At 43.0% G+C, this 26329-nt stretch carries 29 protein-coding genes; 17 read left to right on the plus strand and 12 right to left on the minus strand.

The features are described 5' to 3' along the window. The 3 genes from AC04MM_RS04305 to AC04MM_RS04315 are packed head-to-tail and all read right to left on the minus strand — an operon-like array spanning position 1 to position 2610. The gene (locus AC04MM_RS04305) at positions 1–750 is read right to left on the minus strand and encodes a hypothetical protein (RefSeq protein WP_475379092.1); all 750 of its coding nucleotides are present in this window, start codon (positions 748–750) and stop codon (positions 1–3) included. Further along, positions 737–1759 carry an ArsA family ATPase gene (locus AC04MM_RS04310; protein ID WP_475379093.1) on the minus strand — a complete coding sequence of 341 codons (1023 nt, stop codon included), beginning with the start codon at positions 1757–1759 and terminating at the stop codon, positions 737–739. Before AC04MM_RS04310 ends, AC04MM_RS04305 begins: the two co-directional genes overlap by 14 nt. Continuing rightward, positions 1756–2610 (minus strand): ArsA family ATPase, encoded by an 855-nt coding sequence (locus AC04MM_RS04315; protein WP_475379094.1) that lies wholly within the window; start codon positions 2608–2610, stop codon positions 1756–1758. The genes AC04MM_RS04310 and AC04MM_RS04315 overlap by 4 nt, the downstream gene beginning before the upstream one ends. A gap of 87 nt (positions 2611–2697) precedes the next feature. Here AC04MM_RS04315 and tig point away from each other — a divergent pair, with 87 nt between their 5' ends. Continuing rightward, positions 2698–4011: a trigger factor gene (tig, locus tag AC04MM_RS04320; RefSeq protein WP_475379095.1), complete on the plus strand. Its 1314-nt coding sequence runs from the start codon at positions 2698–2700 to the stop codon at positions 4009–4011. A 57-nt stretch (positions 4012–4068) separates the two neighbouring features. Here the strand turns inward: tig and AC04MM_RS04325 are convergent, their stop codons facing one another. From AC04MM_RS04325 to AC04MM_RS04345, 5 genes are read right to left on the minus strand one after another with little or no spacing between them, the layout of a single operon-like run. Next, positions 4069–5409 carry a S41 family peptidase gene (locus AC04MM_RS04325; protein ID WP_475379096.1) on the minus strand — a complete coding sequence of 447 codons (1341 nt, stop codon included), beginning with the start codon at positions 5407–5409 and terminating at the stop codon, positions 4069–4071. Continuing rightward, a complete protein-coding gene (locus AC04MM_RS04330; RefSeq protein ID WP_475379097.1) occupies positions 5402–6301 on the minus strand; it encodes a murein hydrolase activator EnvC family protein in 900 nt (299 codons plus the stop codon). Before AC04MM_RS04330 ends, AC04MM_RS04325 begins: the two co-directional genes overlap by 8 nt. A 3-nt stretch (positions 6302–6304) precedes the next feature. Then, complete coding sequence (locus tag AC04MM_RS04335) at positions 6305–7138, minus strand: cell division FtsX domain-containing protein (protein WP_475379098.1); 834 nt, start codon at positions 7136–7138, stop codon at positions 6305–6307. Then, a complete protein-coding gene (locus tag AC04MM_RS04340) occupies positions 7135–7794 on the minus strand; it encodes a cell division ATP-binding protein FtsE (RefSeq protein WP_475379099.1) in 660 nt (219 codons plus the stop codon). The genes AC04MM_RS04335 and AC04MM_RS04340 overlap by 4 nt, the downstream gene beginning before the upstream one ends. Beyond that, the gene (locus tag AC04MM_RS04345; RefSeq protein WP_475379100.1) at positions 7794–8036 is read right to left on the minus strand and encodes a hypothetical protein; all 243 of its coding nucleotides are present in this window, start codon (positions 8034–8036) and stop codon (positions 7794–7796) included. Before AC04MM_RS04345 ends, AC04MM_RS04340 begins: the two co-directional genes overlap by 1 nt. Positions 8037–8157: 121 nt before the next feature. Here AC04MM_RS04345 and AC04MM_RS04350 point away from each other — a divergent pair, with 121 nt between their 5' ends. The 13 genes from AC04MM_RS04350 to AC04MM_RS04410 all read left to right on the plus strand — a co-directional run bounded on the left by AC04MM_RS04350 (position 8158) and on the right by AC04MM_RS04410 (position 19762). Continuing rightward, positions 8158–9591, plus strand: a complete 1434-nt coding sequence (locus AC04MM_RS04350; RefSeq protein ID WP_475379101.1) for a hypothetical protein — start codon at positions 8158–8160, stop codon at positions 9589–9591. A gap of 121 nt (positions 9592–9712) precedes the next feature. Next, positions 9713–9919 (plus strand): class III signal peptide-containing protein, encoded by a 207-nt coding sequence (locus AC04MM_RS04355; RefSeq protein WP_475379102.1) that lies wholly within the window; start codon positions 9713–9715, stop codon positions 9917–9919. Between the two features lie 4 nt (positions 9920–9923). Further along, positions 9924–10127, plus strand: coding sequence for a hypothetical protein (locus tag AC04MM_RS04360; protein ID WP_475379103.1), 204 nt, complete (start codon positions 9924–9926; stop codon positions 10125–10127). After that, positions 10096–10407 (plus strand): TadE/TadG family type IV pilus assembly protein, encoded by a 312-nt coding sequence (locus tag AC04MM_RS04365; RefSeq protein ID WP_475379104.1) that lies wholly within the window; start codon positions 10096–10098, stop codon positions 10405–10407. Before AC04MM_RS04360 ends, AC04MM_RS04365 begins: the two co-directional genes overlap by 32 nt. A 4-nt stretch (positions 10408–10411) precedes the next feature. After that, a complete protein-coding gene (locus AC04MM_RS04370; protein ID WP_475379105.1) occupies positions 10412–11110 on the plus strand; it encodes a hypothetical protein in 699 nt (232 codons plus the stop codon). A gap of 1 nt (position 11111) precedes the next feature. After that, positions 11112–11618 carry a hypothetical protein gene (locus AC04MM_RS04375; protein ID WP_475379106.1) on the plus strand — a complete coding sequence of 169 codons (507 nt, stop codon included), beginning with the start codon at positions 11112–11114 and terminating at the stop codon, positions 11616–11618. Between the two features lie 26 nt (positions 11619–11644). Beyond that, complete coding sequence (gene cpaB / locus AC04MM_RS04380; RefSeq protein ID WP_475379107.1) at positions 11645–12514, plus strand: Flp pilus assembly protein CpaB; 870 nt, start codon at positions 11645–11647, stop codon at positions 12512–12514. Between the two features lie 3 nt (positions 12515–12517). Continuing rightward, a complete protein-coding gene (locus tag AC04MM_RS04385) occupies positions 12518–14125 on the plus strand; it encodes a BON domain-containing protein (RefSeq protein WP_475379108.1) in 1608 nt (535 codons plus the stop codon). A 21-nt stretch (positions 14126–14146) separates the two neighbouring features. Next, the gene (locus tag AC04MM_RS04390; RefSeq protein ID WP_475379109.1) at positions 14147–16372 is read left to right on the plus strand and encodes an ATPase, T2SS/T4P/T4SS family; all 2226 of its coding nucleotides are present in this window, start codon (positions 14147–14149) and stop codon (positions 16370–16372) included. Between the two features lie 11 nt (positions 16373–16383). After that, positions 16384–17265 carry a type II secretion system F family protein gene (locus AC04MM_RS04395; protein WP_475379110.1) on the plus strand — a complete coding sequence of 294 codons (882 nt, stop codon included), beginning with the start codon at positions 16384–16386 and terminating at the stop codon, positions 17263–17265. A gap of 41 nt (positions 17266–17306) precedes the next feature. Beyond that, positions 17307–18998, plus strand: coding sequence for a DUF6531 domain-containing protein (locus AC04MM_RS04400; protein WP_475379111.1), 1692 nt, complete (start codon positions 17307–17309; stop codon positions 18996–18998). A gap of 10 nt (positions 18999–19008) precedes the next feature. Beyond that, the gene (locus tag AC04MM_RS04405) at positions 19009–19350 is read left to right on the plus strand and encodes a hypothetical protein (RefSeq protein ID WP_475379112.1); all 342 of its coding nucleotides are present in this window, start codon (positions 19009–19011) and stop codon (positions 19348–19350) included. Positions 19351–19531: 181 nt separating this feature from the next. After that, positions 19532–19762: a hypothetical protein gene (locus tag AC04MM_RS04410; protein WP_475379113.1), complete on the plus strand. Its 231-nt coding sequence runs from the start codon at positions 19532–19534 to the stop codon at positions 19760–19762. 3 nt (positions 19763–19765) lie between these two features. Here the strand turns inward: AC04MM_RS04410 and AC04MM_RS04415 are convergent, their stop codons facing one another. Further along, positions 19766–20161, minus strand: coding sequence for a hypothetical protein (locus tag AC04MM_RS04415; RefSeq protein ID WP_475379114.1), 396 nt, complete (start codon positions 20159–20161; stop codon positions 19766–19768). Between the two features lie 129 nt (positions 20162–20290). Between AC04MM_RS04415 and AC04MM_RS04420 the strand changes: the two genes are divergently transcribed. Both AC04MM_RS04420 and AC04MM_RS04425 read left to right on the plus strand, forming a co-directional pair. Then, positions 20291–21868 carry a hypothetical protein gene (locus tag AC04MM_RS04420; protein ID WP_475379115.1) on the plus strand — a complete coding sequence of 526 codons (1578 nt, stop codon included), beginning with the start codon at positions 20291–20293 and terminating at the stop codon, positions 21866–21868. 3 nt (positions 21869–21871) lie between these two features. After that, complete coding sequence (locus AC04MM_RS04425) at positions 21872–22561, plus strand: RluA family pseudouridine synthase (RefSeq protein ID WP_475379116.1); 690 nt, start codon at positions 21872–21874, stop codon at positions 22559–22561. On the opposite strand, the gene AC04MM_RS04430 is transcribed toward AC04MM_RS04425, so the two are convergent. After that, positions 22558–23592 carry an MBL fold metallo-hydrolase gene (locus tag AC04MM_RS04430; RefSeq protein ID WP_475379117.1) on the minus strand — a complete coding sequence of 345 codons (1035 nt, stop codon included), beginning with the start codon at positions 23590–23592 and terminating at the stop codon, positions 22558–22560. The genes AC04MM_RS04425 and AC04MM_RS04430 overlap by 4 nt on opposite strands. 136 nt (positions 23593–23728) lie before the next feature. Between AC04MM_RS04430 and AC04MM_RS04435 the strand changes: the two genes are divergently transcribed. After that, the gene (locus tag AC04MM_RS04435) at positions 23729–24238 is read left to right on the plus strand and encodes a hypothetical protein (protein ID WP_475379118.1); all 510 of its coding nucleotides are present in this window, start codon (positions 23729–23731) and stop codon (positions 24236–24238) included. A gap of 9 nt (positions 24239–24247) precedes the next feature. On the opposite strand, the gene dnaB is transcribed toward AC04MM_RS04435, so the two are convergent. Further along, positions 24248–25708 (minus strand): replicative DNA helicase, encoded by a 1461-nt coding sequence (gene dnaB, locus AC04MM_RS04440; RefSeq protein WP_475379119.1) that lies wholly within the window; start codon positions 25706–25708, stop codon positions 24248–24250. A 121-nt stretch (positions 25709–25829) separates the two neighbouring features. Beyond that, positions 25830–26195 (minus strand): helix-turn-helix domain-containing protein, encoded by a 366-nt coding sequence (locus AC04MM_RS04445; RefSeq protein ID WP_409478767.1) that lies wholly within the window; start codon positions 26193–26195, stop codon positions 25830–25832. Positions 26196–26329 lie beyond the last annotated feature (134 nt).

The raw sequence follows: 26329 nt of genomic DNA on the forward strand, positions 1-26329 counted from the left end.
CTACTCGTATAACCAGCGTTCAATTCTTTTTTGATACGCTTCTAAAAAGGTAATTAATTCAGCGGTTTTAACCGAACCTAAAGTGCTTGTTTCAAGATGTGAACTTTTTAACTTTTGTAAAGCCTCATATAGCCCTTGCGCAATTTTTTTGCGGTATTCAAGGTCCATTTTAGGTTCTTTTAAAAAGGTTTCGAAATAATCATAGCGTGAAGTCAGGATATCAAAAACGCGGCGGTACAGCTTAGGCTCAGTTTCAACTGCATATAACAGTTGCACCTGAATTTCTTTTAAATAAGTCACTTCCTCAACACAGTAGACACCACAGTTAAAATCCAGCGTCCAGCGTAAGTTCTCTAACGCCTGGGCCGTATCCTGATTTTTAGATGTCATAATGCGGGTGATATATTTTTTTTCGTCGGCGTTTTCGATCGGTGATTTTACCTTGGCTAAATTTTTCAGTAACAGCGCTTTGGCCTGCATAATCTCAAGCACTGTGCCATTTCCGGTCTGCATAAAATCACGTAGATTTAAAATCGCTTTTTCCGGCATAGCCGTCTGATCATAAACTTTACCCAGCAACATCACCGTCTGCGCGTAGTTTTCATCTTCGCGCACGACCGAATTTAATAAAAAAGGTTCGGCCTTTTCAAATTCAGATATCGATACGAGGTATTTGCCTTGCTCAAAATTAGAAAAAATCGGTTTGGCTTCCGGAGCACGGCCAAATAACGAACAACTAGATAAGCTCAATGTTGTGATAGATATCGCTAAGATTTTCCACATGTAACTGATTGTGACTGAGTTCATGGGATTTGTACACCTTAAGATGCGCACTGAACTTAGACTTAGACCCCAGAAGCCGCGCTTCTAAGGCTTTTAAATATTCAACATAGCGAACTAATGGCCCTGCAGTGACCTCTTCTTTGATCCATGCAGGCACACGGTTAATAATTATCGATTTTAAATTATAACCTTGTTTTTCAATATCGGCACTCAAACGCAGAGCTTCACTGATGCGCGACGGATCAAGCGCCGTAACCAAGACAAATTCAGTGCTTTTTGCCGTCAGCAACTTGTGGCAATCAGCGACCTGCTTTTCAAGCGGTGTTTGCCAGCGCTGAATCGCTTTAAAAAACAATCCCAGCTCTTTGACAAATTCGGAGCCGGTTAAATTTTCTAAAACTTTTAACACCTGCGTGGTGCCGGTATTGAGAATACGCTTAAAAAATCCAGTGTCTTTTTGTTCAGGATCACGAAACCACTGCGCTACCCCTTCGTTGAAAAGCTGCCCGAGTTTTTCCGGTGCGTGCAGAAAATGCCAGGTGTGCTGTGCCGGCGGCGTATCTAAAATCACAATGTCATATTCATTTGACTGAACAAATTCGTTTAGCTTAAACAGCGATGAAAAATCCTGCGAACCACTTAATTGCGTTGAAAGCTGCTTGTACAGTTTATTGTTAAGTAATTTTTCGACATCCTGGGTGCTGGCCGTCGCATTTGCCGCTTTTAACACGAACTCTTTAAAGGCTTTTTCGTGATTTAACGTGCAGGCAAAAAGATTTTCTTTAACCTTGTAAACTTCACCGTCAGGTTTAATGCCCAGCGCCTGGGCCAGACGTAACGACGGATCAATTGTTAACACTAAAACTTTTTTATCTTTGGCCAAACCTGAGGCCATCGATGCCGCCATGGTGGTTTTGCCGACCCCGCCGGTTCCGATGCAGATGATTGTTTTTGTGGTTGCGGCGATTTTTATCATAAAACTTCCTTTGATAGATATTCAGAAGCTTCATGCAGCAGTTTACCGGTATCAATTTCAGGAATTAACGGCACCGGGATAAAATTTATTTTATTATCGGTAAAGATTTTCTCGGCCAGTTCCTGTTGCTCAATCACATTGGTAAAATGTGTTCTTACACTCTCGGGCTGATTTTTTAGTTCGTCTTTACTTATGAAAAAATATTTATTCAAATACACTTTCGGTGTTAAACCGAATTCTTCTTTGATTGTGTGATACAGCTCTGCTGTTTCGGTGGCCGGCATTTCTTCCGGTAAAGAAACCAAATGTATATGGCAAAACTCGGGGTTTCGAATCCAGCTATCGATCGAACGGGTCTGTTCACCCATCGGACCAAACTGAATAATTTTTGCCAGGCCTCCGGGGGCGCGCAACATGGTGAGAAAATGCCCCGTTGCAAAGGCATCAAATACCATGTGTTGGTATTTTAACGGCGGCCCGTGCTTGCGCGGAAGCGAGGTCGCTCGGCCCAAAATGGCCAGCTCGTGCAGACCCGGCGATACATCAATCAAAGCCTTTGAAATCGGATTAGCAAAAAACAGTTTATACAGAGTTTCAACCTTAAGCAGGTGCATTGCATATTCTTTGAGGCATTCTGTACCCGTCCACTGGGCCAAATCGAAATAAGGCGGCGTACGTCCGAGATATTCCTGGTAGAAACTATGGTCGTTAAATTCTGCCAGCAAAATAGGCTTTTCCGGCGCCCCGCTTGGTTGCACCTTTTTAGCCAGACTTTGAGCCAGAGCCGCAGCGAAAAACGACTTTCCCACGCCCCCTTTTCCAGTCACGAAATGTATTTGTTGCTTTTGCATACAAACTACTCTAATTTCCCAAATTCAGTTAAAAAATAATTGTCAAATTATAGAGACAAATATCGAGATATTTTAAAAGGAGTCGTCGTGAAAGCACAAGTTCAAATCACTCAAGGGTTACAAAGAAAGATCAATGTTGAGATTCCGCAAAACGTTGTAACCACAGCTTTCGATAAAGTTTACCAAAGCATTCAGCGCAATGTGCAAATTAAGGGTTTCCGCAAGGGTAAAGCCCCTTTAGCAACCATCAAATCAATGTACAAAGCACAGGTACTTGGTGATGTGGCGCAAGATCTTATCCAAATGCACTACCCTCAAGCGATCAAAGATAACAACATCGATCCAATCAGCTACCCAGAATTCGAATTCGAAGATCCATCTGAAGGCAAAGACTTTAACTTCACCGCAATCATCGAAGTTCGCCCAGAAGTTAAAATTAAAAAATGGGAAGGCTTAGAAGTTGAAAAAGAGAAATTCACCTTCAATGATGCCCAATACGAACAAGTTTTAAACAATGTACGCACTTCACGCGCTAAAATCGTAGACGTGTTAGAAGTTCGCCCGGCCCAAATGGGTGATGTAGCGGTTGTTGATTTCGAAGGTTTTGTTGATGGCAAACCGTTAGAAAACGGCAAAGGCACTGACCACAATTTAGAATTAGGCGCAAAACAATTCATCGAAGGTTTTGAAGAAGGTGTTGTTGGTATGAAAGTTGGCGATAGCAAAACAATCGCCTTAAAATTCCCGGATCCATACCACTCTGCAGAGATCGCTGGTAAGCCCGTTGACTTCAAAGTAACTCTTAAAGGTCTTAAGAAAAAAGAATTACCTGAGTTAAACGAAGAATTATTAGCTCAGATCGGCACAAAACAAACTGTTGAAGAATTCAAAAAAACTTTACGTGATGATATCGAACAATCTGACAAAAAACGTATCGAAGATAACTTCAAAAACCGCTTAATCAAAAAAATGGTTGCCGCTAATCCAGTTGAAGTTCCGGCTTCTTTATTAAAAGATCAAAAAGCTTCGTTAATCGAAGATTTCAAAAAACGTATGTCTGACCAAGGCATGAACGAAGCTGATTTTGAAGCTTACGTGCAAAAATGGGATGCCGATTTTGCAAAAACAGCTTCTGAAATGATCCAGTCTTCTTTCTTAATCGACGCTTTAGCAACTGAGCACAAGTTACAATGCACTAAAGAAGATCTAGATGCTAAATTTACTGAGTACGCAAAACAAACCGGCTTAGAAGAAGCTCGTATCCGCGAGTGGTACGCTAAACCTGAACAAGCAAGTCGCTTAACTTACATGATCACTGAAGAAAAAGTTTTAAAACTTTTAACTGACAAAGCTAAGATCAAAGAAGTTGATGCTAAAGAATTAAAAGAAGAACAAATCTAGTTTTTTTTGAAATTTAGAAAATAAAAAAGGCGACTTACAAGGTCGCCTTTTTTATTTTTATTTTTGCAGGGCATTTAACGTCTTCATCGCTCGTAAGTATGAATACGCCTGGTAGCCCTGATAATCGGTTTTAAACAGGCGCTCTTTTTCGGTTAACTCAGAATCTTTTTTGCTCGCCACATCTTTCCACCATGCGGCTGCACTGGTGTCGATCTTGGCCTTACCGGTGGCTTTTTTCTCTTTTTCTTTAACTCCCATTAAATGGCCAGAGATATCCTGCTCACGCATTGTTTTTTTCTCATTTAAGGCTTTGGCGAAAAGCTCAGAATTTACCTCTTCGATTTCAACATCTGGCTTGATACCTTCTGCCTGGATTGAAACGCCGTTTGGCGTGTAATAACGGGCTACGGTTAATTTTAGGCCTGAACCGTCACCTAACTTAATGACTGACTGAACCGAACCTTTACCGAAACTGCGTTCACCGACAATCAGCGCGCGCTTATTATCTTGTAATGCACCCGCCACGATCTCAGAAGCCGATGCCGAGTACTCGTTAATCAGGATCACGATCGGTACATCGCCATACTGCGCTTTTTTAGATGCATAGGTCACATCTTTGTTTTTAGGATCTCTGGCAATTGTCGAGACGATCACACCGTCTTTTAAGAACATATCGCAGATCTTGATAGCCTGATCTAATAAACCGCCCGGATTTTTTCTTAAATCGATAAGAATGCCTTCCATTTTGCCTTTGGATTTGTAATCAGCGAGAGCTTTTTCTAATTCTTTGTGTGTTGTTTCGATAAAACTTGTTACTTTGACGTATAAATAACCGTCATCAAGAGTTGTGGCTTTTACTGATTTGATTTTTACCTGACCGCGCACCACTGTGATATCCACAGGTTTATCCGAATTATCACGAACAACTGATAACACCACCGGATCGCCGCGTTTTCCCTTTAACAGCGCAGACGCTTCGACCAGCGAAAAGCCTTTTGTCGAATTGCCGTCGATCGCAATCACTTTATCACCCGGTTTAATGCCGGCTTTCCATGCCGGTGTATCTTCGATCGGAGAGATAATTGTTAATACACCATTCTGAATTGAGATCTCGATACCAAGACCACCGAATTCGCCGGCAGTTTCAGATTCAAAGTCTTTAAAAATATCCGGTGGCATGTAGTTAGTGTGCGGATCAAGTTCGCGCAACATCCCTTTGATGGCGCCGGCCACAAGTTTTTTTGTGTCTACAGGTTCAACGTAATACTGTTGCACCAAATTAAGAATCTTTGAAAAATTCTGTAAATCTGAATATCTTTCTTCGGCCCATGACCACATCGGTTTGGCCATCATTACGAAGAATAGAAGTAGTAACATTCCAGTGATTTTTTTAGTCATTGTCTTTCCTAACCCAGCTTAAAGGATTTAACGGTATGTTTAAGTGCCGTAGTTCGAAGTAGAACTCTCTGCCGTTGGTATTGGCGATAAGCTGCTCGTTGATCACGACGTCATCGACTTTAACTAAGGCATTATCCACCCCGGCGTACACTGAATAGTACCCACCTTTGTGACTTATAATTACAGAATCCCCCCAATAGGGAACACGGTCACGAAAAATGACCTTGCCTGGACCGAAAGCAGAGACAGCTTGTTTATCCTGTCCGTCTAACACTAGGCCTTTGACCAACAAGGCATACTGATTGTGCTGATCCTGTGTACTGCCAAAGCGTTCAAGTACCGGTGCTTTTACTGGCAGCGTAAGTTTGCCTTTAAAATTTAACAAGTGATCGAGATTGGCCATTTTTTCTAAAAGCGCCAATTGTTCCTGCTCGGCTTTTTTAAGCTTAACTTCCTGCTCCTGTAAAAGTTTTGTCTGCTCGGTTAGCTTTTTATTTTCGTCTTCTAACAGGCGTTCCTGATTTTTAACTTCTTCCAATGCCAGTTTAAATTCGTGTAATGCCGCCACATCAGCCGAGTTAATGTTTTTAAAAATTTTTAAATTGCGATCAAAGATGGCTTTATTTTTCGTATCCAGAGCCAAAAACCAACTCATGGATTTAACGCTTTTTTGCGCCAATAGCCGTTTAGCCAGATATTTTTTCTTATCTTCGATATTGTGGTTAATATCGGCTATTTGTTTCTGGGCGGCAGCGATATTCAGACTGTTTGCCGAGATCTTTCCGTAAGCTTCAGCAATTTCTTTTTCAATCTTCAGGATATTGTACTCGACCGACTTTTCAGAAGCCGCCTGTACAAACACTGTAAAAAACATGACCAGCAAAAATCTCATAGCCTACCGCTGAAATGACTTTACGACCGAACGTTTTAATACGAAATACAGCCCGCCAAAGTAAGCCACCGCAAAACTGCCCAGTAAAATTAAAACCTGCAAAACCGACAAAAATGTTAAGCGGTCGGCGATAAAGCGCAGATCAGGTGTGGCGTGCAGTTTAAGTTTAAATATCACAAAGAAAAAATATACGGCTAGCAGACTTAAAACGGCCGTTGATACAAAGTAACCCAGAAGATTTTTAAAATACTTCTTAACGATGGCACTGTAACTTTGGCCAAACAGGGCATAGATTTCGATCTGACGCTGATCTGAGTTGATAATGTTTTTAACCAACAACGATGTTAACAAAGCACATAGCAAAAAACTCACGGCAAAAAGAGTAAAAGTAAATGCACCGAGACTTTTCTGCAAAGAAGCATAGCGCGAAAAAACCTGATCAACTGCGATAATTTCATCAACTAATTCATGGCCTGACTCTGCTGCCATGAATTGCTTACGGTCTTCCAGACTGGCAAAAACCACTTCATACGAAAGTGGCACCAGATCAGTCAGGGTGTCTAAATCCGACAGGTTTTTTGAAAAATCACCGAAGGTGCTTTTAAAATCATTAACGGCTTCTTCTTTGCTGATCTTTTTTACTTTTTCGGCAGCTGCTAGTTTCTCTGAGGCAAACTTATCCGCTTCTGTTTCTAATGTCGTTTGTTTAAAATAAATCGTGGCTTTACGAAAATCTTCGGCATCACCCATAAAAAGACTGATGTTGTTCTGACTGACTGAGATTGCGACCAACAAAGAGAAAAATAAACCGATGATGATATGAAATACGCTTTTCATACGATCTCTCCGTTTTTTAAGCGGATAGCCTTGGCCTGGATTTGACTCATCAGGTTTTCGTCATGGGTTGCAAACATTACGGTTGTCTGCCATTTAGTCAGCTCTTTTAAAATCATCAAGATATTCAGACTTGCGGCTTTATCTAGGTTTCCGGTTGGCTCATCGGCCAAGATAATTTTTGGTCGGTGGATTATGGCACGGGCTACGGCAATTTTTTGCTGTTCACCACCCGATAAAGCTTCGGGAAATTCGTCCAAGTTTTCATGTTTGATGCCGACCAAATCCACAATCTGCATGAGTTCAGCATCGATTTCTTTTCTTGATTTGCCGATGACTGCCAGCGGAATTTCCAAATTTGCACGGTTTGAAATTTCGGGAATTAGCTTAAAATCCTGAAATATGATCCCGATCTGACGGCGGTATTCGTGGATATTGTGATAGTTATACCCGGTCATATTTTTACCGAACACCGAAACTGAACCACTGGTTGCAGATTCCTGCGCCGATAAAATTTTAAAAAGTGTTGATTTGCCGGCGCCCGAATGACCGGTCAAAAAAATAAAATCGCCTTCGTCGGCAGAGAAAGAAATATTTTTTAAAGCATGGCGGTCGTTCTGATAGGTTTTATAAACGTGACTCAGCTCGATAATCGCCATTACAATCCACCCTCATGAACCCAATCAATTACTTTTTGGTGCAATTGCTGTGCATAACCATGGCGAACCAGATCTGTGAGCGGTGCCGTTAGTTTTTCATAAGGAACTTCGAACGATTTAACCATGCGGCCCTGCTGGTAAACGCGCGTAACTAATTTTTTATGCTCGTGACCCCAGTCTTCGGTCTGCACGTGCACGCTTTCGCCTTTAATAGTTAAGTCGGTATTAATTGAAGTTTTCATTGTTAACTCATCAATAATAAATGTGATGCGGGGAACATAGTAAGAGCTATTCTGTATTCTGGGCTTTGGTCTGGCTAGTAATTTAGTGTTTATATTTAAAAAAAAAATTACTATTGATTTGATGCTTAACACAAAACTGCAATCAGAAGAATTTAAGTTTTATTTTTTATTTTTCTTAAGCGTTATGTTCTTTTTTTCTATGCTGGCACCAATTTCTTACGGGGATTTGGGGGTTTGGATTGCAGAAGGACGCCAAATCCTTCAGCAAGGCACAGTCTATATCCGCGATGTGCATTCTTTTAACCCAACTGATGTGTTTCCGTATCCGTGGTTAAGCTGTTTATTCTATTACTTTCTCGATGCTAACTTTGCTTTAGATAGTATTTTTATACTTCACCGTATAATTCCGGTTGCGGTGGTCGCATTCTGGCTAACGCGCTACCCGACCTTATCGACTAATATTGGTTTGCTCTGCCTGCTTCTGTGCTTTCGAGGCGTTGGCATGTTAACCATAGACCGTCCGGCACTTTTGGTGCTGCCTTTAATTCCATATTTTTACGAACTGATCGATAGCGAAAAAATTTATAACAAAAAACTGAAGAGTTTATTCCTGCTCGTCCTATGGACCAATCTGCATGGTTCATTTGTCTTGTTTTTGCTGTTACTCGGATACAAAAACCTAGTGCAATTTGTTAAAAAGCCCAAGAGCCTGCGCCAAGATCAGATCCTGTTTTTCGGCTTGGCTTTGCTGGCAACCCTGATCAATCCGTGGGGTTTTAAAATTTATAATTATGTTTTAAAGACAGCCGAAGTCTCAAAAATACGTATGGGGGAATGGCAGCCACTTACGCTTTTTGAAAACGGCCAGATCGCTTTTGACTTTTTTTATTTCTACTTTGCTCTGCTGTTATTGACTGCTTTTATTATCCGTAAAAGAAAAGTAAGTGCGTTTATTTCTTCTCCCCTGCCACTGGTGGTTATCTCGGCCCTGCTGGCCGTACGCAATGTGCCGCTGTTTTTTACGGTGCTGCCGCTGTTCTGGGGAAAACACCTGATGGATGCATCTGTCGTGCGCGGCTATGCGGCGGCTGCCAGCCCGGTTAAAGTTTTTTTACACCGTTGTGTGGTGGTTGTCTTTGTTCTCGCCGGCATTTTTATGTACTCCGACCACAGCGAAAAAATCCGTTCGCAGCTATCTAAAAATGCCCAACGCTATGATGAAACCAGTGCCTTTCGCATTGCGGACTACCTGCAGAATGTGGCCAATAAAAAAATTTTTAATGACTGGATTCTCGGCTCATTTTTTATCTATGGCCAGAGCAATCAGATTTTTATTGATACACGCAATATTATCTATTCAGACCAGCTCTACAGCGAATATCTAAGTATCGTCGAAAATAGAGATGGCCACGCTGAATCCCGCCTGGATAGGCATAATGTCGATTACGTGGTCAGCGCGATGAACACGCCCCTGACAACGACCCTGATGGCCTCTAAGGGCTGGACATTCATCATGGAAGATAACGGCTATTCGCTGTTTGAAAAGAAACAGTAAGAAAAAGCGACCCGAATCTCATTCTGAGACAGATGTTTTATCTGATCTGGACTATAATCTATTCAAGTTTTTCTTAAATTAAGTCGATAAATTCCCTGTATAGTTTTATAGGGGGACAGCAATGTTAGCTAAGTTAAGAAATCGTTTAAGAAAAAACATGTTAAAAAATAACCGTGGTCAAGGTGCGACCGAGTATATCTTACTAGTTGCGGTTGTTGTTGGTATCGTCATGGTTTTCGGACCAGCGATCAAATCTAAATTAAGATCTACAACAGACACTCTAGGTGATAATATCGGTAACGTAACTAAAGACGCGATGTCGCCGTAGTGATATGACTATTGAGTATGTCGTACTCTTAGCATTAGCGGGCTTAGTTTTAATGCCCGCTTTACTAAATGCTCCCAAGAAAGGCTTCTATAACGGAAGCGTTAAACTAGGTGCGCGCGTAGAAACGCAAATTGCGACAGGCAGTGGCTTTAAACCGTATCCTGGCGGAGGCGACAATGAAAACGTGCCGTGGGCAAAAAAAGAGTGAATTCTCTGGTTTTCGTAATCAACGGGGACAATTTGCTATCGAGGCCGTATTACTGCTAGCCGTTCTTATCGGTACGTTCATGTTTGTTACCGGTATCGTTAAAAAAGAAAAAATGCTTACTAAATTATTTCAAAAACCAGTACTAAGCCTGCGCAATATGACTGGCTTTGGCACTTTTCGCGAATCTTGTGAAGGATTAGGCGCGAACAAGAAAAAACAAAATCTTTCGCAGTGTCATCCTAACTCTATTAGCCGGGCACTAAGCTCAAAACCCGAGTAAGCCCATGAAAAAGTTCAGCCAGCTACCAAAAAATAATTCAGGTTTCATGACAGCAGAATTTCTTTTTGCTTTCACGATGGTTATTGGCTCGGGCATTCTTATTTTTGCACTCACCTTTGCTCTTACAACTATTGAAATCGCCCAGTATATCGTTTGGTCTGCGGCGCGGGCCCATTCTGTAGCTAATCTAACAGCGGTGGATTCTAGAACAGCAGGAGAAACCAAATACACAAATCTAACCGCGGCGTTTCCGTTACTGACCGGTAACGGATCTGATGCGCCCTGGTTTAAAATGCCAACCGTTAATGAATCTAGTAATTTTCTCGTCGGCGATCTTTCGATTCTCATCAAACAAAAAGACAGCGCGATCGACCCGAACAATGCCGCCTCTTCGGCCGGTGAACCACGTCATCCGTGGATCGGCGTACAGTCAAGTATCGATCTGGTTTTATTAAAAAATGTAAATGTGCCTTTCTTGGGTAAAATTACTGAATCACCGGATGATTTAAACTTTCCGGTGCGCGCGATTATCTTTCGACACCCGTCTTACGATGAATGCCGCAAATTTTTTTCTGCCCGCTTTGAAAAAGGCATAAAACAAATGGAAGCCGAAAATGAATCATCGACACAGCTAACACGTTGGGGAAATTTCCCTGCTGCCGGTGAAACTGATTACAGACCTATGGAAGACAACGGGTGCTAACATGAGTAAAAAAATGCGCACCTTTAAAAAGTCAGAACGAGGTATGGCCTTAATCGAATCGATTCCGGTTTTATTTACGATTATTGTTTTATTTAATTTTTCTCTCGGTTTTTTTGGAGCCATCCATTCAGGAATCTTAAATTCTATCGCATCTTATAATTACGCTTTAGAAACCTTTCGCTTTCGTACGGATTTAATGTATTTCCGTCCCGGTGCTGAGGCCAGTATTCATTATAAAAAAGCCAAAAACCGCGTCCATGGCACAATTCAGGATGGTAATACAGCACTCGAGCAAAACGACATTTGGCCGGCTACTTACCGTGCGGTGACCTTTTCTTCAAACATTATCATGCCCGGCGAAGGAGCCAGCCATAAGTATGCAGATAAAGATAATGACGGTGTCTGGAGTGTCAATTCGGACTTTGAGCCAGTCAAGGACAGTCCAAAAATTCCAGAAATATGGATCAAGACCGTTTATGGAATCTGTTTAAATGCCGATTGTGAATAAGTAGTGTAACTCTATTCGGGGGAATCATGGGACCAAATGAATCAAAGAATTTGTGGATCTCTTTAGGTGCAGGTATTTTTGCGACCTTTATGTTATACACTTATTCCCAAGAGAAAAAAGCTGAAGTTGATAAACAGCTTGGTGCCAAAGTCCGCGTGGTGGTGGCCAAAGAAGATATCCGTGATTTAGATACCATCTATGACAACGTTTTAGAGGTTGTCGAAAAATATAAAAGTGATGTTGAGCCAGATTCATTTACAGATATTCCTGATGTTGTCGGTACAGTGGCCGCCATCCCGATTAAAAAAGGGCAAACGTTAACTAAGAATAAAGTCTTAGAGCCAGGCCCTGATACCGGTATGGCAATTCAGGTTTCGCCGACAAAACGTGCTGTAACTATTCCGGTAGATCCGACCCGCGCCAATGCAGGTTTAATCCGTCCGGGTGACCGTGTCGATATGTATGCCGTGGTTGAAACCGGTAAAGGTGCTGCGCAAAAGCGTGAGTCTTTGTTGTTGATCCAAGACGTAATTATTCTGGCGACCGGCGTAAATTTAAATAACAGTATTCCACGCACGATCGAAAAAGATCCATCTGGACGTGGTCTTATTCAGACAACGTTAACCGGCGATACTAAATACGGAAGTATCACGATCGAAGTCGATTCTGCAGTAGCGCAGGATCTAATTTATCTGGTGTCGACAAGCCCGAGCAGCTTATTTTTCTTACTGCGCAATCCACATGACCGTAAAAGTGTACCTAGACTTCCGTCCTCTACCGCGGAATCGATTCAGCAAAAATACACTAACCAGACAATGGGACAGTCCAGTGGCTTTTCTCAGCCATTTCAGCCAAACTTAACTAATGGAGCTGGAGGTCGTCCTCCAGGCAATTAGAGGATGATTGAACGAAGCGTAGGTTTACGTTTACTTTTTATTTTATTTTTCGCATTTGAATTTGCAAATGCACAATCCTCTGCGCCCGTACCCGAAGAAAAACCGGTCTATGAAGAAGTTCAAGAAGGTGGCGGCACCAATGTTAAATTATTAGGGGCAGAACCCAATAAACGCCGTATCCGCCGGCACTTAAATCTGATCGCGGGCATGAAACATGACGAAGAAATTTTAATTCCGGAAATTCCACTCTCATACAAAGGTGGCGGCGTAGACCTGGTCGAAATGCAACGTATTAAAGGCACTGATACTTTTCGTATTTTGCCTACCAAGGTTGGTAACGGGATTGTCACAATTCACAACAAAAAAACCGGGCAGATTTTAGTAGAACTTCGTGTCGATATACGCGACCAGACGATCGAAAAAACATTACGAGAAATTCAGGCGCTGCTAGCCGACATCGAAGGCATCGAATATAAAATCGTGAACAACCGCATTCTTCTGGATGGCTTTGTGCTCTTGCCAAAAGATTTAAAGCGTATCGGTCAGGTTATCGGTCAGTTTAAAGAAGGCCAGATGGCCAATATCTCAAGCTTAGTCACCTTAAGCCCGTTGGCAAAAAGAAAAATCGTTGAATACATCGCCCGCGATATTAATAACCCCGAGATTACCGTTTCTTCGATCGGTGACTTTATCAAGCTTGAAGGCTTCGTTAATTCAGCAGAAGAAAAAAACCGCATCAACGATGTCGTGCTTTTATACTTACCGGATATCGTTACTGAAAAAGGTCAGGAGCATTTAGTCAATCTGGGAGTGGCTGACCGCCGGGCGCAAACCGACATCGGTGCCTATATCATTAATCTGATCCAGGTCCGCCGTGCCGAAGAAAAAATTGAACCGCCACCTAAAATGATTCAGTTTGTGATTCACGTCGTTGAATATGCTGAACGTTATTTAAAAAGTTTCAATTTTACCTTTTCGCCTTCACTGCGTGGTTTAGGTGAAGCGCAGACCCAGGGGCAAGCCAACGCGCCGGGAAGTATTTCTGAACTGGCGGCAATTGTAGATAACTTACTGCCAAAATTAAACTGGGCCAGAACACACGGTTACATCCGCTTATTAGATACCGCATCACTATTAACCCAGGATAAAAATCCTACGGCCAGATTATCCCGTGGATTCAGTGTGAATAACGGTTCAACCACTGCAGCCGGTGGCCAGTCAGCCAACGGACAGGCTTTTACGCTGTCTCTGAGCCTATCTAACCCGACCATTAAATCGGAGCGTTCTGAATTAGTTGAAACGACTATCGATGTACTTACGACGGCACAGAATACAGCACCGATAGGTTTATCATTTTTACCGCAAACCAATGTAAACACCAAAGTCTCAATCCGCAGCCGTCAAAGTGCGGCCATTGCCGGCATTATCTCTAAAAAAAGTGAAAATCAGTTCGGCGGGCCTACCGGTGCCGGCGCGATCGTGACGCTAAACCACGGAAAAAGTTATACCAAAAATTCAAACAATTATGTCTTGTTCGTAACACCAATTATCAAATCATCAGCAAGTGCCGGTGTTGAACAGGTAAAAAAGAAATTTCGATTTAAAGATTAGTAACGCCCAAAAGGAGTATTTGTGGCAATAAATTCAAACTGTGCATTAATCGCTGTGGTCGGCGGTAAAGGTGGCGTCGGTAAATCCGTATTTGCGGCCAACTTAACAGCGGCTCTTACAGCCGAGCTGAGAACTCCGGTTCTGTTAATTGATTGCGACACTAAATCTGTGGGCGACCAGAATATTATTACCGGCTTAAAGCCAGTGAAAACTTTGCGTGAACTTGCGACCTCGACCCAATCACTGAATTCTACTCCGATTCAGCAGATCGTAACCCAGCATCCCGCAGGCTTTTCATATATAGGCGCAGTTCGCGGTCCGGAAGAAATTTTAAGTGTTAACCCGGATAATTTATCCAAGCTGATCGAGTTTTTCTCGCGCAGTTTTAAATTTATCGTTGTCGACTGCGGTAACGACTTAGGCCCGATGCAAAACACTATTTTAGCAGATGCTACGGCTATTGCCCTGATCTCAACACCGGAAATCCTGGTGGTGCAACAAACGCAAAGAATGATCAACGAGTTAATGACCCAGTCAATTCCGCGCGAAATGTTTCAGTTAGTTTTAAATAAAGTCGGACCGAATGGTTTACAGCCTCAGATGATCGCACAGCACTTGGCCTTAGCGCCGATGGCGATGATTCCGTCTGATGAAAACACGACCATGGCTTCAATTTCACAATCGAAACCGTTTGTTGTCGTAAATCCGAAAGCCCCGATCTCTGCGGCTTATTTTGATTTCGTCAGAAAATTATCCGGTGGTACCTTACAACGTCTTAAGAGCATGCAAAAACCAAAGCCCGCGCCTGCGGCAGCGGCCTCGGGTGCAGCTCCGGGAGCAGCAAATCCTGAAGTCGCTAAGGGTATGGATCCGTGGATTGTAACAAAGCTGCGTGTGCATTCTGAATTAATCAGAACCATTGATTTAAAAAAGATTTTAGCAGAAGCCAACGAAGGCGAAAGTAAAGAAAAAGAATTACGCAATAAAACCCAGCGTGATATTTCGGGGATTGTCGACAAAGAAGCTCCGGATCTTTCGCGTGAAGACCGTCAAAAATTAACCAAAGAAGTGCTAGAAGAAGCATTGGGCCTTGGCCCGTTAGAAGATATGTTAGCCGATCCTGGTATCTCAGAGATCATGGTCAACGGTGCCAACAAAATCTTTATCGAAAAAGGCGGTAAGGTTCAGTTAAGCGGAATTAAGTTTACTTCGAATGATCACTTGCGCCGTATTATTGAACGCATCGTAACCCCGCTTGGACGTCAGATTAACAATGCCACTCCTTATGTGGATGCGCGTTTAAAAGACGGTTCGCGTGTTAATGCGGTGATTGAGCCTCTGGCTTTAGACGGGCCGGCCCTGACAATTCGTAAGTTTAAAAAAGGCGGTATCAACCCTGAAAAATACATCGAATTCGGTTCTGCAACTAAGAACATGTTAGAGTTCATGCGTATTTCGGTTGAATACGGTTACAACGTCGTTATCAGCGGCGGTACCGGTTCCGGTAAGACCTCGCTATTAAATATGATATCTTCGTGGATTCCGGCGCACGAGCGTGTGATCACCGTGGAAGATGCGGCCGAGCTGCAACTGCAACAGGAACACGTGGTGCGTTTAGAAACACGCCCGCCTTCGATGGAAGGTACAAACGCTGTCACCATCCGTGATTTAATTAAGAATGCCTTACGTATGCGTCCCGACCGTATTGTGGTGGGGGAAACGCGTGACGGCGCCGCTTTAGATATGCTTCAAGCAATGAACACCGGTCACGATGGCTCAATGACAACGACACATGCCAACTCGCCACGTGAGTGTATCGCCCGTTTAGAGACACTGGTTATGATGTCAGGTTTAGATTTACCGGTACGTGCAATCCGTGAACAGATTGCCGGTGCAGTTGATCTGATCGTACAGATCGTGCGTCTCTCAGACGGTTCGCGTAAAATCATCAGTATCACCGAAGTCGTCGGCATGCAGGGTGATGTCGTAACATTAGCCGAAATTTTCAGATTTAAAGAAACCGGTTACGATAAAAACCGTCGCATCATCGGACAGTTCCAGGCAACAGGTACGGTTCCGTCGTTTGTACAAGAAATCAAAGATAAGGGTGGCAACATCCCGATGGAAATCTTCTCTAACGAATCACCAAAGCCAACCCCTGCCGCAGCAGCGGCTCCGGCGGCAGCGGCAGCAAAACCGGGAACTGGAACAGGAACGCCAACTACACCACCGAAAAAAGCGGGATAGTGGAGTAACGTATGGATTTGAGTATTTTCAGACATGAATGGTTAGTTTTTCCGCTGTTTGGAATCTCAGTATTCTTTGCGGTGTATATGTACGCCGATACGATTTTTAACAAAATCAGCCGCAGCGGAGCACAAAAAAAATCAGAGATCATGATGCACATGAAGCTCTTAGGTATGGATGTTGACGAGAAAAAAGTTATTCGTCTGCAGCTGCTTTCAAGTCTCGGAGTCGGCTTTCTATTTTTTATGCTGGTTTGGCCAAACGCCGCGGTCGGCCTGTTTCTGGGAACATCAATTGGTATCGCCGGTTTTCAGGTTTTACCTATCGTTTATAAAACACTTTACGAACGACGCTGTAATGCCTTTGTCGGCCAGATGGTCGATGCCTTAACTATTATGGCCAACGGGGTTAAATCGGGCTCGAATCCGCAGCAAACCATGCAACGTGTTGTTGAAATCATGGCTAATCCTGTTAAAGCCGAATTCAATCAGGTTCTTACACAAACACAATTCGGCCAAAGTTTCGAAGAAGCCTTAACTGATTTAGCCGAACGTATTCCTAGACCAGACGTGCAGATGTTTGTAACTGCGGTGGTCATTCTAAAAGAAACCGGCGGTAATATGGCTGAGACTTTCCAGACCATCGTCTCGACAATCCGTGAACGCCAGAAATTAGAGAAGAAGATTTCCGCTATGACTGCCCAAGGCATCATGCAGGGAATCATCGTTTCCTGCATCCCGTTTGTAATGGGTATCGTTTTCTTTGTCCTAGACCCTAATTTTATCAAACCTATGTTCGAAACCACTCTGGGCATAATTATGCTCGCCGTTATGCTAGCTTTGCAAATCATTGGTGGAATCGTAATCAAAAAAGTTGTTACAATAAAAGTGTAGAGCCTTAACTGTAAGGCTATTCAAGACATACGAGGTTACTAATGATGAAGACATGGAACGTTCTTCTTGCGGTCACTGCGACTTTTGCGACTTTAACTTTATCTCAGCAAGCTTATGCTTTAGTGGATATGAATAACGCAGGTTACTCTAACACGTGGACTGACTTAGAAGTACCCGGCACAGGCTACGATATGCGAGTATTGCGCGCTTACAAATCACGTACGATTTATAACGGTCTGTTCGGCTTTGGCTGGTGTTCTGAATTCGAGACCAAATTAGAAACAACACCTGAAGGTAACATTAAAATTTCTGAGTGTGGTGACGGTCAGGAAATCGTGTATTCATCGCGTGAACTGACAAAAAAAGATGTTGAAGGTTCTATCAAACAGATTATCACGAAAATGCGTGCCGATAAAAAATTCAGCGGCAACACGGCAGATTACTGGAAAAACATCGAATCGCAACTTTATGATGATTTAGAGCTGCGTTCGCAATATGCCCGCCAGTTCGGGATTATCGTTCCGGTTAAAGAAGGTACTAAATACAGTGCCAACGCAAAAGAAGTTGAAAATGTTGTTTTTGCCAAGGGTGTTTACACCCGAACGTTACCAGATGGCAGTATGCAACGTTTTGACGGCGCTGGCCGCCTAACCCACATGTATGATAAAAACGGTAACTTTTTAAAATTTGATTACCAAAAAGATTTATTAATGGAAATTACGGATAACAATGCCCGTAAATTAACTTTTAAATACTACCCGAACAAAAAAGTACAACGTATTACCGGCCCGAACGGTTTAATGACTGAGTACAAATACAACCAGCAGGAAGACTTAATCTGGAACCGCAATGCCTGGGCCCGAAAAGAAACTGATGTTTACACCTACGAGTACAACGAATTCCACAACTTAACTAAAGCCAGCTGGCCGGATAAAACATCGATCTCTATCAAATACGATAACGTCAAAGACTGGGTTTTATCGTTCACTGACCGCGATAAGTGTGTTGAGTCGTACAAATACGAATTTTCAACCTCGAATCCGAAATTTAACTACTGGTCTACGGCTACTAAAGTCTGCGGCAAGCAAACTTTGGCCACGAACCGCTACGAGTTCTGGCATAAACAATTACCGAACGGTCAGGTGGTTCTCTCGCGCTTATTAACCAATGTAAATGGCTCGATCCGCGATATCACTTACCATGATACTTTCGGTAAGCCGGTAACGATCAAAATCAATAACGATCGCATTGATTTTGAATACTATGCTGACGGTCTGCCAAAAACCAAAACAACGGCCACAGCCAAATTAGAATACTCGTATGATCCGGTCATCAAACGTGTATCCAATGTTAAGACCAGCTTTATTAACGAAAAAGGTAAAGCGACTGTCGTGCGTGTAACTGCATTTAAATATGATGCTAAAGGTAATTTAACTTACGCTGAAAACTCAGACGGTCAAAAAATCAATATGACGTATGATATGAAAGGCCGCATTCAATCAATCACTGACCAGGCTAAAAAAGTCGTGAAGATTGATTATGAAGAGCGCTTCGGTAAACCGCAGACCGTCACTCGTCCCGGTTTAGGTTCGATCAAAGTGTCTTATAAAGCTAACGGTGATATCGCCAAAGTAGATAGCGCTGACGGCCCTGCAGTTGCGTCACAGGTTGCCAGCACTTTTAACAATTTATTAGATGTGATTGCTCCGGCAACACAAGAATTATACTTATAGGAGCGATACGATGAAAAAATTAATCTCTTTATTAATGATCGTTTTGTTCTCGGTAATTGCTTACTCTACCCAGGCTTCGGCTGAAGATTCTTTTCCTAAAGGCCGTACTGCCGCAGCAGGTGATGAGCCTAATGGTGATGGCCAACCGGTTGAAGAAGTAAATCAAGCCGGCGTAACCGTATTAGGTGCGGGAAAACAACAGGCCAAAACCTGCATCGGCTGCCAAACTGCCGGAAAAATTTTGCTGTCGTCATCAACCCGCCGTGCCAGTCCGGGTGTAAGACAACAAACAGGAGTTGGTGGTAATGAGGGTTCATCAAATTCAAGTGACCCTGTGGGCACCGGTAACTAATAGCCTCGCTTTTACTTTTTCTGGCTTAACAGCTGTCAAAACTTTAGTCGTTTCTCAAACTGAGACGACTTGCTAATCCCCTGAAATCACAGGGGATTTTTTATTGTCTAAAGTCGTGAGTCTTGGCACTCGGTTCGCTATGTATTCTGGTATAACGAACCCTTTAAAAAGAGAGGCTCACATGAAAAAATCAATTATCGCACTAGCAGCTGGCTTATTATTCACATCGATCTCAATGGCATTATCTACGCCAGGATCCGCATCGAATGCACCGATCGTATTACCGTGCGGCAAAATTTTTACTAAATCTGTAGCCCGTGATGATAAAAAATCAAATTTTTATGCGCAGATGTTAGCTAAATCATCTACTGGTACTTCAAGCAACATGAAGCCAGGTAAAGCAGCTAACTAAGATTTACTCTTCAGTTATTTCGTCTTCATTATAATCAGACTCAGCAGTCTCCCCCAACTGCTGGGTCTTTTCTTTTTTCTCTAGCTTACGAAAAAGTCCCGTGTTGGCGCTGGCCTGTCCGGCAGGAACCGATTCGCTGCGGCGGTAAGAGGCCGAGCTTAAGCCAGAAACACTATCACCGAATTTATCTGAAATAAAATTTTGCGTCTTAGCCACACCTTCGCGAATGAGCTTTACGCCGCCATCAGCAGCTGCGCGCACCCAATGGGCCGTATCTGAGTGTTTAAAGAATATAAAAGCTTTGTTCTCTAACGTTTCGCCCGAGATCCGGGTCTGTGAAAAGATTACGATTACACAAGAAATTAATAAGCATTTAAGAACAAATTTGAACTCGTCCATGTTGGTTACCTCGTTGTCCTTACTCTAGTTTATAGAATGATAAATCAAACACAAACTACGTTCATTAAAGCTGGCCGAAAGCACAGCCACAAGCTTGCGAGCGAACCCCTTTCGTTAGACAATATAGCTATGAACATCATCAGACTGTCAGCTTTGTGTTTTTTGTTTTTTGGCTTTTCGGCGTTTGCGCAATCGACCAGCGTAAAAAGTAAAACCCCGTTTCCGACCAAATATACAAGTGCCGCCGATCAGGCCCTGGTGATCAAAGCCGTTACTGTTGCGCCGGTCTATGATAACTCAAACAATATCTATAAAAAATCAGCCGAAGAGCATTTAAAAACGCTAATCAAAGAAGATTATTTCTGGGCCCTGGCTGATTTTTCGGCCCCCAAAAAAGAATTACGCGTTGATGAATTCGATGAAGACGCACAATTGACTTTACAAGTCTTAGAAAAATCACAGGCTGATGCAGTAGTTACGTGCTTTTTGATCAAAGGCCCGCAGGGACTAAATATTCAGATGAACCTGTACACCCGTGATGGCGGTAAACTGCTGGTGCGTGAAGAGTACCAAGATGCCAAACTGTTCGAGATAGCTAAAGTTAAAGACGTTCTTACAAAAATGTATGCAACTTTAAAGTCAAAACTTCCCTACAGCGGGTACATCACCAGCCGCAGCGGCAACAACGTAACCGTCAATATTGGTAACAAAGCCGGCGTTAAAAACGGCGATGTTTTAACCCTGGCACAGATTCTAAAAATCAACCGTCACCCTAAATTAAAATTCATGACCAGCGTTGAAAAAGAAATCATCGGGCGGGTGTCTTTAACGCAGGTCGAATCAGATTCGAGTTTCGGCGAAATTACCTTTGAAAAAGAAACCGGCGTTATCGAACGTGGCACAAAAGTTTTACCGCTGGAAGGTGTAAAGTACGCACCTAAAGGGGCTCCGGCATTGGCCGAAATTTTACCTAATGAAAATAACCCGGTTGAGTGGTTACCGGCTCCAACACCACAATACGGAAAAATTTCACTTATGGGCGGCTTCACTGATTTTTCTGACAATGCCGTTTTAGTCAACGGCACCAGCATCGAATCAGAAAAATCGCTGGCGTTAACGTTTGATTTAGCTACTGAAATCTGGATTACTCCGGAATATTTTGCCGAACTGCAACTGCAGCAAGCAAGCTTTAAGGCAGATAACGGCCTAGCAGGCTCGGCACCGAGTTCGTTAAACTATACACTTAATAAAATGGATCTTTCATTTGGCTATAAATATTTAATCGACGGAAACTTCTGGGGCCCCCAGATTATGGCAAGTCTTGGTTATTACACCCACAGCGTACGGGTATCCGACTCGACACCGACAGCTTTTACATCTTTTGATTTAACCGGTATTGATTTAACTGTGGGTGGTATGTTTCCGGTGACCTTAAAAAATGATGTGGCAATCGGTGCGCAGGCAAAATTTTTATTCTTTGAAGACTATGCAGAAAAGCCGGTTACCTCAGGTGGCCCTTCGGCATCGTTTAACCAGTTTGATGTTATAGGTACTTATCAGTACACCACCAACGTAAATATTAAAGGTTCGATCAGTTTTACCAATATTCAGGCAACGTTCTCCGGCAACGGCACAAAAAACCCGCCATCACGCTCGCTGGATGAAAAGTTATCGACATACCTGGTTGGTATCGAATACCTTTTCTAACCCATGCAAATTCTTTTTGAAGACGAATATATTATCTGTGTAAATAAGCCTGCGATGGTTCTATCGCAGCCATCTTTTAACAAAGACAGAATACCTGTCATGGAACAGCTGCAGAAAATTCGTCCCGATCTTCAAGGAGCCTTATATCTGCATCACCGCCTTGATTATGAAACCTCCGGCGTTTTTCTGATGAGTAAAAACAAAGCGGCAAACCATCCACTGACTGAAATGTTTAAGTCGCACGGCTTTGAAAAAATCTATCACTGCTTAAGCCGTCCAAACCCACTTGATGCCGGTAAAAAGGTGCAGTGTGAAAAAATTAATACCGATGGTTCTGAGTGGATCATTAAGAACTTTATGGCTCCGGCTAAAGGCATGGGTAAAAAAACCAGAATGATCTCTGTCAAAAGCGGTGGCTGGGCAGCAGAAACACATTTTAAAATTCTGCAGACAACAGAAAAGTTTCACTATATCCAGTGCACCCCGAAAACCGGGCGCACCCACCAGATCCGCCAGCACTTGCAGGAAAGCTACCGCTCTATCCTGGGCGACAATATCTACGGCGGCAAGAGCAGTGAAGTCCCTCGCTTGATGTTACATGCTTTTCAACTTAATTTTCCACATCCGATCACCAAAGCACAGGTTAATGTAGAAGCTCCGCTACCGCCGGATTTTAAAAAACTCTTAGGTTAGAAAATCTGCGTCTGTCCTATATCTAGGGTTATAAAGTTATCCACAGATAATTTTGTCTTCGCTGTTGCCAGATCTTTTTCTGGTTGGCCGTAGGCTTCATCTGACAACCGAAACGTGCCATAGTGCATACCCACACTCACTTTGGGTTTAAGTGTTAAATGGATTTGTACCGCTTCTTCTGGATTAACATGGTTTACTTTCATAAACCAGCGCGGTTCATAAGCGCCGATCGGAATCAACGCTAAATCCAGATCATTAAATTTATCAGCGATATGAGTAAAGATCTCCTGATTAAAACCCGTATCACCGGCGAAATAAACTTTTGCTGCATCGGACTCAACCACATAGCCACCCCACAGAGCTTCACGTTTATCAGTCAGGCCGCGGGCTGACCAATGCTGTGATGGCACAAGCGTAATGGTTGCAGACGAGTCACCGTTTTTAATGGTATGCGAGTGCCACCAGTCCAGCTCGACAACTTTGATGGCTTCGATGTCATCGACCAGCTTTGCATTACCAAGCGGCATAATAAATACGGGCTTAAATTTTTCATGTAAGCTTTTGATCGATTCAAGATTAAAATGATCATAGTGATTATGCGACAGCACGACAAAATGAATCGGCGGCAGTTCTTCAAGTTTAATTCCGGGATCGCGAAACCGCTTCGGCCCTAAAAAAGACACCGGACTTGCTCGCTGCCCCCAGATCGGGTCGGTCAAAAAGTTAAAATTCTTTGTTTGCAGTAAAAAACTGGCGTGATTGATAAATGTAGCTGCAACTTTATCTGCTGCCAGATCTGAGGGAAGTTGTGGCTTTGACGTGTTGTCTAACCACTTAGGATAATTTAATTCGGGACGCGACAGCAGCCATTTCACCACTGTCCAGAAATCTTTATCATTTTCTAAGCCGGCGTGAAAAAATTTTTTCCCGTCGAAGTGATCGCCAACCGGGTATTTCTCTTTCATCGCACACGCGGCAATTGTGACAAGCAGTAACAGACCTAAACTGAGTGATTTTCTATTTGAGTACATACCGAATAAGGCTAGCCTGACTTACGAAAACTGTCGCCTTCTATTTCTGAGACAACTATATCGCATTAGTTACAGGCTACGGGCCCGCGGCTTGCTAACTTTAAAAGTAACAAACATTAAACCGTGAGGTCTTAAAATGAGACAGTTACTTTTAAGTTTAGTTTTTCTTTCAGTCAGCGCCCAGGCCCAACAGGAGCCGGTTCCGGCCCATGTGCAGGCCGCCATGTCACGCGGTGCTTTAGTTTGTTCTACCGCAAAAACAAATCTTAAAGTCGGCGGCATTGTGCATGAGGATAGTTCGCCGGGCATCAGGTTTTCATATATTGACGGAGCAACTTTTACCCATAAATTTATCGGCAAAACCACAGCCGCCAACGGCCAGATCACTATTCATGGCCATTTAGTTTTTCTAAGTCATTTACCGAAAGCGAAAAGCTGGTTTGCCCTTTCAGAAGAAATGCAGGGTAAAGAGTATTACCAGACTTTTAAGTTTGCCCCGGTCTACCGCGCTGATGGCTCGATCGTACAGGACAAACAGGGCCGCATTAATATCCGTTGCACGAACCTACGTGATATCGCAACATTCTTGCCTGAGATGACAGAAGAGCAGGTTAACCAGATCAAATCTGCAAACACGCCCCAGTAAAATTTATTGTTATTTATTTGCCCCAGGGGCAAAGTTTTTCGGTTTACCGAACTGGCCCGGCATCGGCGGTGGGGCCTGTGGCGGCGGTAACGGCGAAATCGCTTCCGGATCAGCATCACGGAATTTATTGGTTTTCGCATCAAAACGCATTTTCACAGTACCGGTAGCACCGTTACGCTGTTTACCGATAATGACTTCGGCGTGACCTTGTTTTTCAGCATCATCACGGTCGTAGTAATCATCACGGTATAACATCATAATCACATCAGCATCCTGCTCGATCGATCCTGATTCACGTAAATCCGAAGACATCGGACGGCGGTCAGCACGACCCTCTACGCCACGGTTTAACTGCGCTAAGGCAATAACCGGAACCTGTAACTCTTTGGCAATCGCTTTTAAGCTACGAGAAATTTCTGAAATCTCACGCTCACGGTTATCTACTTTTTTCTCTTTTAACTGCATGATCTGTAAGTAATCGATCATGATACAGTCTAAACCGTGCTGCGCTTTTAAACGACGGCATCTCGCGCGGATCTCGAATGGTGAAATCCCCGAAGTGTCATCGATGAAAAATTTTGATTCTGATAAGGTACCTGCAGCCTGAATTAACTTCGGCCAAGACGCATCCTGGATACGACCGGTACGTAACTCATTCATCGAAATACGCGATTCTCCGGCAAGAAGACGCATCATTAACGACTCTTTACCCATTTCGACCGAGAAATAAGCCACCGACTTACCTGCACGCAGCGCCATATGTGAAGCCACGTTCAGAGAGAAAGCGGTTTTACCCATCGACGGACGGGCGGCAATAATAATTAACTCTCCCGGATGGAAGCCGGCAGTCATTTTATCTAATTCAGTAAAGCCGGTCGGAACACCGGTTACATCTAATTTACGTTGGTATAATTCTTCGATTTTTTTAATCGACGCGGTCACGATTTCTGTCGAACTCGTTAAACCGCCAGAGGTATTATCCTCTCCGACTTTTAACATTTCTGCTTCAGCAAAGTCGATAACTGACGCTACCGAATCAAAATCACCGCTGTAGGCTTTTTCAATAATATGAGTCGATGTAGAAATCAGCTGACGCAGCTTTGATTTTTCTTTGATAATATCGGCATGCGCTTCGATATTCGCCGCAGAAACTACTTTTTCCAGTAAACTTAATAAATACTGTGATCCACCGATTTGTTCTAACTGGTTTTTCGCAATTAACGCATTCGTCACCGTCACTAAATCTACGGGTTGCGCTTTTTGGTTCAGATCTACAATTGTCTGGTAAATGATTTGGTGGGCAGGATTATAAAAATCACTAAAGGTAATGCGATCGGCAACTTCATCAAGCGCGTCGCTATCTAACATCAAACCGCCAATAACAGAATATTCCGCCTCAAGATGTTGCGGTGGAATTTTATTAACTAACTGTTCTGGTTGTTTTTTGTATGTATTGCGATCCATTTGCATCTTTAATTACCCCTCTTAAAGAGCCCTAAAACTATTAGACATCGAGGACTTGTGGTCTGTCGATGTCTAATGTTTCGTATCAAACTTAAATTTGAATCAGAATTTTATTAATCAGTAAAGATTACTGAGTAAGAACTGGAGCAGTTTCGATAGTTTGTGGAACTACCATGCCAGTAGCTACTTGAGCAGCAGCACCTTTTTTAGGTTTTAACTTGTAGTTGTCGATTTTCTTCTTAAGAGTGTTACGGTTGATACCTAACATTAACGCCGTTTTTACTTGGTTACCGTTGTATGCTTTAAGAGCTAGTTCGATAAGTGGACGCTCAACTTGTTCTAATACGATATTGTATAAACCGTTTAACTCAACTTGTGCTTCTTTTTGTTGTTGGAATAATACTTCCAATTTGCTTTTTACAAGTTTTTCTAAAGAAACTTGCTGTAAGTTAGCTACAAAAAGGTTTTCTGAATTGTTCAGATTTGGCGTCATGGAACTCCCTCTTTCGTTGTGGTCGTGTAGCAGCTTTCGCTGATTTTATAACAGTCTCTTCAGTCTATCATCGCACTGCGTGCGACCCTATATGCACCTTACATATAGGTATAGGCTGAAGATACCGTAGGTTT

It is taken from the genome of Bdellovibrio sp. SBM16, from assembly GCF_056175625.1.

Excerpts from the sequence above, each read along its gene's own strand:
- AC04MM_RS04310 (WP_475379093.1), bottom strand. The coding sequence starts at position 1,759 with ATGATAAAAATCGCCGCAACCACAAAAACAATCATCTGCATCGGAACC.
- AC04MM_RS04315 (WP_475379094.1), bottom strand. The coding sequence starts at position 2,610 with ATGCAAAAGCAACAAATACATTTCGTGACTGGAAAAGGGGGCGTGGGA.
- AC04MM_RS04325 (WP_475379096.1), bottom strand. The coding sequence starts at position 5,409 with ATGACTAAAAAAATCACTGGAATGTTACTACTTCTATTCTTCGTAATG.
- AC04MM_RS04330 (WP_475379097.1), bottom strand. The coding sequence starts at position 6,301 with ATGAGATTTTTGCTGGTCATGTTTTTTACAGTGTTTGTACAGGCGGCT.
- AC04MM_RS04335 (WP_475379098.1), bottom strand. The coding sequence starts at position 7,138 with ATGAAAAGCGTATTTCATATCATCATCGGTTTATTTTTCTCTTTGTTG.
- AC04MM_RS04340 (WP_475379099.1), bottom strand. The coding sequence starts at position 7,794 with ATGGCGATTATCGAGCTGAGTCACGTTTATAAAACCTATCAGAACGAC.
- AC04MM_RS04345 (WP_475379100.1), bottom strand. The coding sequence starts at position 8,036 with ATGAAAACTTCAATTAATACCGACTTAACTATTAAAGGCGAAAGCGTG.
- AC04MM_RS04350 (WP_475379101.1), top strand. The coding sequence starts at position 8,158 with ATGCTTAACACAAAACTGCAATCAGAAGAATTTAAGTTTTATTTTTTA.
- AC04MM_RS04355 (WP_475379102.1), top strand. The coding sequence starts at position 9,713 with ATGTTAGCTAAGTTAAGAAATCGTTTAAGAAAAAACATGTTAAAAAAT.
- AC04MM_RS04360 (WP_475379103.1), top strand. The coding sequence starts at position 9,924 with ATGACTATTGAGTATGTCGTACTCTTAGCATTAGCGGGCTTAGTTTTA.
- AC04MM_RS04365 (WP_475379104.1), top strand. The coding sequence starts at position 10,096 with ATGAAAACGTGCCGTGGGCAAAAAAAGAGTGAATTCTCTGGTTTTCGT.
- AC04MM_RS04370 (WP_475379105.1), top strand. The coding sequence starts at position 10,412 with ATGAAAAAGTTCAGCCAGCTACCAAAAAATAATTCAGGTTTCATGACA.
- AC04MM_RS04375 (WP_475379106.1), top strand. The coding sequence starts at position 11,112 with ATGAGTAAAAAAATGCGCACCTTTAAAAAGTCAGAACGAGGTATGGCC.
- cpaB (WP_475379107.1), top strand. The coding sequence starts at position 11,645 with ATGGGACCAAATGAATCAAAGAATTTGTGGATCTCTTTAGGTGCAGGT.
- AC04MM_RS04385 (WP_475379108.1), top strand. The coding sequence starts at position 12,518 with ATGATTGAACGAAGCGTAGGTTTACGTTTACTTTTTATTTTATTTTTC.
- AC04MM_RS04395 (WP_475379110.1), top strand. The coding sequence starts at position 16,384 with ATGGATTTGAGTATTTTCAGACATGAATGGTTAGTTTTTCCGCTGTTT.
- AC04MM_RS04400 (WP_475379111.1), top strand. The coding sequence starts at position 17,307 with ATGATGAAGACATGGAACGTTCTTCTTGCGGTCACTGCGACTTTTGCG.
- AC04MM_RS04405 (WP_475379112.1), top strand. The coding sequence starts at position 19,009 with ATGAAAAAATTAATCTCTTTATTAATGATCGTTTTGTTCTCGGTAATT.
- AC04MM_RS04410 (WP_475379113.1), top strand. The coding sequence starts at position 19,532 with ATGAAAAAATCAATTATCGCACTAGCAGCTGGCTTATTATTCACATCG.
- AC04MM_RS04415 (WP_475379114.1), bottom strand. The coding sequence starts at position 20,161 with ATGGACGAGTTCAAATTTGTTCTTAAATGCTTATTAATTTCTTGTGTA.
- AC04MM_RS04420 (WP_475379115.1), top strand. The coding sequence starts at position 20,291 with ATGAACATCATCAGACTGTCAGCTTTGTGTTTTTTGTTTTTTGGCTTT.
- AC04MM_RS04425 (WP_475379116.1), top strand. The coding sequence starts at position 21,872 with ATGCAAATTCTTTTTGAAGACGAATATATTATCTGTGTAAATAAGCCT.
- AC04MM_RS04430 (WP_475379117.1), bottom strand. The coding sequence starts at position 23,592 with ATGTACTCAAATAGAAAATCACTCAGTTTAGGTCTGTTACTGCTTGTC.
- AC04MM_RS04435 (WP_475379118.1), top strand. The coding sequence starts at position 23,729 with ATGAGACAGTTACTTTTAAGTTTAGTTTTTCTTTCAGTCAGCGCCCAG.
- dnaB (WP_475379119.1), bottom strand. The coding sequence starts at position 25,708 with ATGCAAATGGATCGCAATACATACAAAAAACAACCAGAACAGTTAGTT.
- AC04MM_RS04445 (WP_409478767.1), bottom strand. The coding sequence starts at position 26,195 with ATGACGCCAAATCTGAACAATTCAGAAAACCTTTTTGTAGCTAACTTA.